This is a genomic window from Delftia sp. ZNC0008 (genome assembly GCF_000799035.1).
GTDB lineage: Bacteria > Pseudomonadota > Gammaproteobacteria > Burkholderiales > Burkholderiaceae_C > Comamonas > Comamonas tsuruhatensis.
Genome location: NZ_JTKZ01000003.1, coordinates 1 through 6,709 on the forward strand (window position 1 = coordinate 1; position 6,709 = coordinate 6,709).

The window sequence follows — 6,709 nt, forward strand, 5'->3', positions numbered from 1 at the left end:
CCGCGTCATGGCGTCGGTGGCCGCGAAGCGGTAGCTCTGCACGCAGGCCGCGTAAAAGCCCGCCAGCGCCGTGCCGATGCAGAAGGTCACGAAATCGGAGTGCGCAATGCCCTGGGCCGCGATCACGCCCGAGACCACGCCCAGGATGGCGCCCAGCACATAGGCCGTGCGCCGCCCCATGCGCTGCATCAGCCAGGCCGCGGGCAGCGTGGACAGCGCCAGGCCCAGCTGGTAGATGCTGACCGGCAGCGTGGTGGCCGTGGGATTGGTGGACAGCTGCTGCCCCACCAGGCCGCCCAGCGAAATGATGATGGGCGGCGACGCGCCCCCCAGCGATTGCGCGGCCACGAGCAGGCCGAGGTTGCGGCGCTGCAGCGCTGGAGTGTTTTGTTCTGGTGTCATGGCTTGTGCGGCGGAAAGACCGCATCTTCACCGAAAAGCATGAGGGCTGGGTTAAGCGCCGATTCAGCCAGCCGGGCCGGTGGTCCAGTCCGCGATGGCCAGTCCGGGTTCGGGAATGCGGCTGAACACCCGGTCTCTTATGACCAGAACCGAGCGCTCGCCGGCCTGCGCGGCCTGCTGCTGCAGGAGCAGGGCGTGCGCGGCAATCATCATGTCCATGGAGGCCAGCGTGATGCCGGCCGCCTCGCAAGCGGCGCGCAGGTGGCCGTAGGCATCGGCCACCTGGGCCGTCCAGGGCAGCACCTCGACGCGGGCCAGGAACCCTGTCACCCGCAGCGACAGCCCGGCAGGGTGGCCGCGCTTGGCGACCCCGTACATCAGTTCGGCCTGCGTGACCGCCGACACTGCGATCTGGTGCATGGGTACGCGAACCAGCTGTTCGCGCACGGCAGGGATATCGCCTTTGATGATGTGGCTGGCGATGTTGGTGTCCAGCAGGTAGCGTGTCATCGCGTACTGCCTTCGTCGGCAAACGGATCGCGGCCTGACTCTGGCTGCGCTCGGTCAGCGGTGTCCATGAAATCGGCCGGCACGTCGGTGGTGGCGTCGAGCGCAAAGAACTCTTGCCATGAGTCGGGACGGCGCGACAGGATCACGTCGCCCGTGATGGGGTCGCGACGTATGTAGACCTCTTTTTCCTCGAACCGGAATTCATAGGGAAGGCGCACGGCCTGGCTGCGACCGGTGGTGAAAAGCTTGGCAGTCTGCGTCACGGTGATTCCTCCTGCTGGTATGTATCAAAGTATATATCCGCGCTGTGACTTGCTGTACGCCTCCTGGAAGATCTGGTGGATCAGCTCCCTGAACCATTTGTGCCCCGCGTCATGGTCGTTGCGCGGATGCCAGACGGCGTCGATGGACAGGGCCAGCTCGGGCAGGGGCATGGGGCGCGCCACGCAGTTGGAGCCGGACAGCACGCTGTGCATCCAGTGCGCGGGCATGGCGGCCACCAGGTCGGTGGATTCGATGACGGGCACCATGCCCAGCCAGGTGGGCACCTGGAACATCACGCGCCGCGCCAGCCCGCGCTCGGCCAGGAGTTCGTCCACGATGCTGCTGCCCACGCCCGTGACCTTCAGGTGGCCCTGCTCCAGGTATTTTTCCAGCGTGAGCGGGGAGGCGGCGGCCGGATGGTCCTTGCGCATCAGCACCATCCACTGGTCGTCCAGCAGGCGCCGTGACGCCGACAGCACCGAGCGACCGCGCGAGACGGACAGCCGTATCTCCACGCCTTCGTACTCGACGCGGTCCGAGGGCTGGCGGCCGTCGAAGGACTGCACCGACAGGCTGATGCCCGGCGCCACCGCACGCAGATGGATGCACAGCTGCGGGAGCAGCAGCACGCCCACGTAGTCGGACAGGCGCAGGTGGAAATTGCGCCGCGCCGTGGCCGGATCGAAGCCCTTGCTGACCTCGATGGCGCTTTCGATCTCGCTGAAGGCCTTGCGGAAGCTGCGCGCCAGGCGCACGGCCTCGGGCGTGGGCGACATGCCTTCGGCCGTGCGCAGCAGCAGCGGGTCGTTGAACTGGGTACGCAGCCGGCGCAGCGCATGGCTGACGGCCGAGGAGGTGATGCCCAGCCGCGCGGCGGCCTTGCCCACGCTGCGTTCTTCCACCAGGGCCTGGAAGATCACCAGCAGGTTGAGGTCGATGCTGCGCAGGTTGACCGGAGCCCGGGGCGCGCCGTCCGCATGTTGAATGCTGTTCATTTTGATGATGACAAAGATGAGCTTGACTGAATTTTACGTGCGTCACGACAATGCACCAGCTTTGAAATGAACGCCCATGAATTCACCCAGTTTCAACCGCTGTGCCGTTGATTGCGACGCAGTCGAAAATCCAGCGGAACAATATCTGTTTCCGGAAAATTCCTGCGATACCCATTTCCATGTATTTGGTCGTTCCGATGATTTTCCGTTGATTGCGGAACGCGCCTATACGCCGGCTGTCGCGTCCATGGACGATTATTGGAAAGCCTTTCGCCCATTGGGCGTGGGCCGCTGCGTTCTGGTCCAGCCCAGCGTGTATGGCCGCGACCACGGCCTGCTCAAGCAGACGCTGCGCCATGCCGAAGCGGGCCGCATGCGTGGCGTGGCCGTGATCTACGAGGACACGCCGGATACAGAGATCGAAGCGCTGCACGCCCTGGGCGTGCGCGGCGCTCGGTGCAATGCGCTGTTTTCGGGCGGGGTCTCCGTCTCCAGCCTGCGGACCGTGGCCGACCGCATCCGGGGTCTGGGCTGGCATGTGCAATTGCTGGTGAACGTGGATGACGACCCTGGCCTGGCGCAGCGCGTGGCCGACATGGGCGTGGCCGTGGTGGTGGATCACTTCGGCCACCCGTCGCGCCAGCTGGGCGCCGGCGGGCCGGGCAGCCGCAACCTGCAGGCGCTGATGAAGGAAGGCCGGGCCTGGGTGAAGTTCTCGGGCGCCTACCGGATATCGGCAACGGCATCGGCCGCGGACCCGGCCGTGGTTCCCATTGCACATGCCCTGGTGCAGGCCAATCCGCACCGGATCGTATGGGGGTCGGACTGGCCGCATCCCGGAATAAAGGCCCGTTCGAATTCCGCTGGCGAATTGGCGCAGGCACTGGTGGATTGGGTTCCAGAGGAATACAGACGCACGGTATTGGTCGATAACCCCGCGCGCCTGTATTGGGGTCATTGATTTTCAAATAGCAGGAGACAGAGAAAATGAATCGAATCACATCGGGCCGCAGAGGCTTTATACGCACGGCGGTATCTTTCGCGGCGCTGGCTGCGGCATGGGCCGCATCTGCAGTGCAGGCGCGCGGATTTCCCGCCAAGCCGCTCACGCTGGTCGTGCCCTTTGCGCCGGGCGGCAACGTGGACATCGTGGCCCGCACGCTGGGCATTCCGCTGGCCCGGCATGCGGGGCAGTCCGTGATCGTGGACAACCGTGCGGGCGGCGGTGGTGCCGTGGGCTCGGGCTGGGTGGCGCGCGCCGAGCCGGACGGGCATACGCTGCTGGTGGCCACGCCGGGCCAGTTGGGCACCTTGCCCGAGATGATCAAGCTGCCCTACCGCGCCGACAGCTTTGCGCCCATTGCCGTGGTCAGCCGCACGCCTGTGGTCGTGGTGGTGCGCGCCAACGACGCGCGCTTCAAGACCGCTGCCGATTTCATCAAGGCGATGAAGGCCAAGGATGGCAGCGTGACCGTGGGCCATGCCGGCCCGGGCTCGCCCAATCACCTGGCCGTGCTGCAGCTGGAAGATGCCGTGAAGGTGCGCGTCAATCCCGTGCCCTACAAGGGATCGGGGCCGGCCCTGGTCGATCTGATCGGCGGGCAGATCGATGCCGTGGTGGACCAGATCACCAGCTCCACGCCGCATATCAAGAGCGGCGCCTTGCGCGCGCTGTTCGTGCTGGGGCCGCGCGCCGGGGGCGGGCTGGCCGATGTGCCCGACCTGGCCCAGCTGGGCCTGCCGGTGTTCGATGCCACCACCTTCGTGGGCGTGTTCGCGCCCAAGGGTGCGCCCACGGCCAGCGTGGACAGCCTGTATGGCTGGATCTCCCAGTCTGTAGCCGACCCGGAGTTCAGCCGCCTGATCCGCGAGCTGGGCAGCGAGCCCTTCCCGGCCAGCGCGGCCGTGCTGCAGCGCCTGGTCAGCGAAGAAGCCGCGCTGGCGGCGCGGCTGACCCGGCAGGGGCGTCTGCGCGCGGAGTAGCCACAGGCGGGTTGGAGCACGCTTCAGAACCCGGCCGCCAGCCCGTCGCGGCGCGGGTCGCTGGCGATCTGGTAGCCCTCCACGGCGGGATCGCCCATCCGCCAGATGAACTGGCCGGCACCGAAGTCCTGGTAGGGGTCGTGGATGACCTCCACCTGGTGGCCCAGCGCCTGCAGGCCGGCAATGGTGGCCGGGTCCATGCCGCCTTCCACGTTGATGGCCAGGCCTTCGTTGACGCGCCAGCGCGGCGCATCGCAGGCCGCCTGGGGCGACTGGCGGTAGTCCAGCATGCGCACCACAGTCTGCATGTGGCCCTGGGGCTGCATGTTGCCGCCCATGACGCCGAAGCTCATCACGGGCTGGCCGTCGCGGGTCAGGAAGGCCGGAATGATGGTGTGGAAGGGGCGCTTGCCCGGGCCCACCAGGTTGGCGCGGTTGGGATGCTGGGGGTCGGTGCCGAAGCCGTGGCCGCGGTTTTGCAGGCTGATGCCGAAGCTCGGCTCCACCACGCCCGAGCCAAAGCCCGAGAAGTTGCTCTGGATGAAGCTGACCATCATGCCGTTCTCGTCGGCCGCCGTCAGGTAGATGGTGCCGCCGCGCACGGGGTTGCCGGCCTTGAAGTCCTGCGCACGGCGCGGATCGATGAGCCTGGCGCGCGAGGCCAGGTAGGCGTCGTCGAGCATCTGTGCGGGCGTCACCTCCATGTCCGCGTCGGCCACGTAGCGGTAGATGTCGGCAAAGGCCAGCTTCATGGCCTCGATCTGCAGATGCTGGGAGGCCACGCCATCCACGGGCAGGCTGGCCAGGTCGAAGTTGGACAGAATGCCCAGCGCGACCTGCGCGGCAATGCCTTGCCCGCCCGGCGGGATCTCGTGCAGCGTGTGGCCGCGGTAGTCCTTGGCCAGCGGCTGCACCCATTGCACCTCGTGCGCGGCCATGTCGGCCATGCCCAGGCAGCCGCCGTGCTGCTGCACGAACGAGGTCACGGCCCGGGCAATCTCGCCTTCATAGAAGGCCTTGCCGCGCGTGGCGCCAATGGCGCGCAGGGCGCGCGCTGCGGCGGGAAAGCAAAACAGCTCGCCCACCTCGGGCGCGCGGCCCCGGGGCAGGAAGCTTTCCCTGAACCCCGGCTGCGATTGCAGCTCGGGCGCGCCTGCGGCCCATTTCTGCTGGACCACGGGCGGCACCAGGTAGCCGCGCTCGGCGATCTCGGCGGCCGGCTCCATCAGCGCGTCAAAGGGCAGCTTGCCGAAGCGCTCGTGCAGGGCCACCCAGGCGCTGACGGCGCCCGGCACGGTGATGGAGTCCACGCCCCGGCGCGGCGGCTTGTCCTGGGGGCCATAGCGCTGGTGGAAGTACTCGGGCGCCCAGCCCTGCGGTGCGCGGCCGCTGGCGTTGAGTCCGTGCAGCTCCTTGCCATCCCAGAGGATGCAGAAGGCGTCCGAGCCCAGGCCGTTGCTCACCGGCTCGACGATGGTCATGGCCGCCGCCGCCGCAATGGCCGCGTCCACCGCGTTGCCGCCTGCCCACAGCATGCGCAGGCCGGCCTGCGCCGCCAGCGGGTGGGAGGTGGACACGGCATTGCGCGCGAACACGGGCACCCGCCTGGAGTCGTAGGGGTTGCCGGGAGAGAAGGGAGAGGAAGAGGCGTGCATGAAAGAGCCTGCCTCAGTCGGCGGTGATGCCCATGGTCTTCACGTCACGGCTCCAGCGCGTCAGCTCGCGGTCGATCTGCTGCTTGAAGGACTTGGGGTCGCTGGTCTCGGGGTCCAGGCCCTGGGCCTCGAACTGGGCCTGCACTTCGGGGCGCTCCATGATCTTGCGCACTTCCAGGGCCAGCCGCTCGACGATGGCCGGGTCCGTGCCGCCCGTGGTGAACAGGCCGTACCAGGACGTGAAGGCATAGCCGGGCAGGCCGGCCTCGGCGACGGTGGGCACGTTGGGCAGGTTCTTGACGCGCTGCTTCGTGGTCACGGCCAGGATGCGGGTCTGGCCGGTCTTGGCCGATGTGATGGCAGGCGGAATGCCCGAGAAGATGGCCTGCACCTGGCCGCCCGACACATCGGTGATGGCCGGGCCGTTGCCGCGGTAGGGCACGTGCACCAGGTTCACGCCGGCCTGCTGCGCGAACAGCGCGCCGGCCAGGTGCAGCGTGGAGCCGTTGCCCGACGATGCGTAGTTGATGCTGCCCGGCGCCTTGCGCGCGGCCTCGATCATTTCCTGCACCGTCTTGTAGGGCAGGGCGGCGTTCACCAGCAGCGCGTTGCCGGATTCGGCCACCAGGGTGATGGGCTCCAGGTCCTTGCGCGGGTCGAACGACAGCTTCTTGGCCAGCACGGGCGCCACGGTGTTGCTGCCGATGGAGCCTAGCAGAAGCGTGTAGCCGTTCTTGGGTGCCTTGGCCACCACTTCGCTGGCGATCAGGCCGCCCGCGCCGCCGCGGTTCTCCACCACCACGCTCTGGCCCAGGCGCTGCTGCAGCTCCTTGGCCAGGATGCGGGCCACGATGTCGTTGGCGCCGCCGGCGGCAAAGCCCACCATGATCTTCAGCGCGG

General features: G+C 67.7%; 8 protein-coding genes. 2 read left to right on the forward strand and 6 right to left on the reverse strand.

Annotation, left to right across the window (positions count from 1 at the left end; all coding sequences use genetic code 11):
* From L995_RS00025 to L995_RS00040, 4 genes are all read right to left on the reverse strand, one after another.
* The coding region (locus L995_RS00025) for an MFS transporter (RefSeq protein WP_047467901.1) at window positions 1-402 on the reverse strand (402 nt) is incomplete at its 3' end.
* A 63-nt stretch (window positions 403-465) separates the two neighbouring features.
* The gene (locus L995_RS00030; RefSeq protein WP_047467903.1) at window positions 466-912 is read right to left on the reverse strand and encodes a type II toxin-antitoxin system VapC family toxin; all 447 of its coding nucleotides are present in this window, start codon (window positions 910-912) and stop codon (window positions 466-468) included.
* The gene (locus tag L995_RS00035; RefSeq protein ID WP_047467905.1) at window positions 909-1,175 is read right to left on the reverse strand and encodes an antitoxin; all 267 of its coding nucleotides are present in this window, start codon (window positions 1,173-1,175) and stop codon (window positions 909-911) included. The genes L995_RS00030 and L995_RS00035 overlap by 4 nt, the downstream gene beginning before the upstream one ends.
* A gap of 24 nt (window positions 1,176-1,199) precedes the next feature.
* Complete coding sequence (locus L995_RS00040; RefSeq protein WP_047467907.1) at window positions 1,200-2,171, reverse strand: LysR family transcriptional regulator; 972 nt, start codon at window positions 2,169-2,171, stop codon at window positions 1,200-1,202.
* A gap of 76 nt (window positions 2,172-2,247) precedes the next feature.
* Between L995_RS00040 and L995_RS00045 the strand changes: the two genes are divergently transcribed.
* Both L995_RS00045 and L995_RS00050 read left to right on the forward strand, forming a co-directional pair.
* On the forward strand, window positions 2,248-3,132 hold the full coding sequence (locus L995_RS00045) for an amidohydrolase family protein (protein ID WP_082001443.1): 885 nt from the start codon (window positions 2,248-2,250) through the stop codon (window positions 3,130-3,132).
* Between the two features lie 26 nt (window positions 3,133-3,158).
* Entirely contained in the window at window positions 3,159-4,154 is a 996-nt protein-coding gene (locus L995_RS00050; RefSeq protein WP_047467910.1) for a tripartite tricarboxylate transporter substrate binding protein, read from the forward strand.
* Between the two features lie 23 nt (window positions 4,155-4,177).
* Here L995_RS00050 and L995_RS00055 read toward each other — a convergent pair whose 3' ends face one another.
* Both L995_RS00055 and L995_RS00060 read right to left on the reverse strand, forming a co-directional pair.
* Window positions 4,178-5,809 carry a gamma-glutamyltransferase family protein gene (locus L995_RS00055; RefSeq protein ID WP_047467913.1) on the reverse strand — a complete coding sequence of 544 codons (1,632 nt, stop codon included), beginning with the start codon at window positions 5,807-5,809 and terminating at the stop codon, window positions 4,178-4,180.
* Between the two features lie 13 nt (window positions 5,810-5,822).
* The coding region (locus tag L995_RS00060; RefSeq protein ID WP_047467918.1) for a Bug family tripartite tricarboxylate transporter substrate binding protein at window positions 5,823-6,709 on the reverse strand (887 nt) is incomplete at its 5' end.

What these genes read in the sequence shown, in the direction of transcription:
- L995_RS00055 (WP_047467913.1), bottom strand. Translation starts at nt 5,809, where the DNA reads ATGCACGCCTCTTCCTCTCCCTTCTCTCCCGGCAACCCCTACGACTCC.
- L995_RS00045 (WP_082001443.1), top strand. Translation starts at nt 2,248, where the DNA reads ATGAATTCACCCAGTTTCAACCGCTGTGCCGTTGATTGCGACGCAGTC.
- L995_RS00050 (WP_047467910.1), top strand. Translation starts at nt 3,159, where the DNA reads ATGAATCGAATCACATCGGGCCGCAGAGGCTTTATACGCACGGCGGTA.
- L995_RS00030 (WP_047467903.1), bottom strand. Translation starts at nt 912, where the DNA reads ATGACACGCTACCTGCTGGACACCAACATCGCCAGCCACATCATCAAA.
- L995_RS00040 (WP_047467907.1), bottom strand. Translation starts at nt 2,171, where the DNA reads ATGAACAGCATTCAACATGCGGACGGCGCGCCCCGGGCTCCGGTCAAC.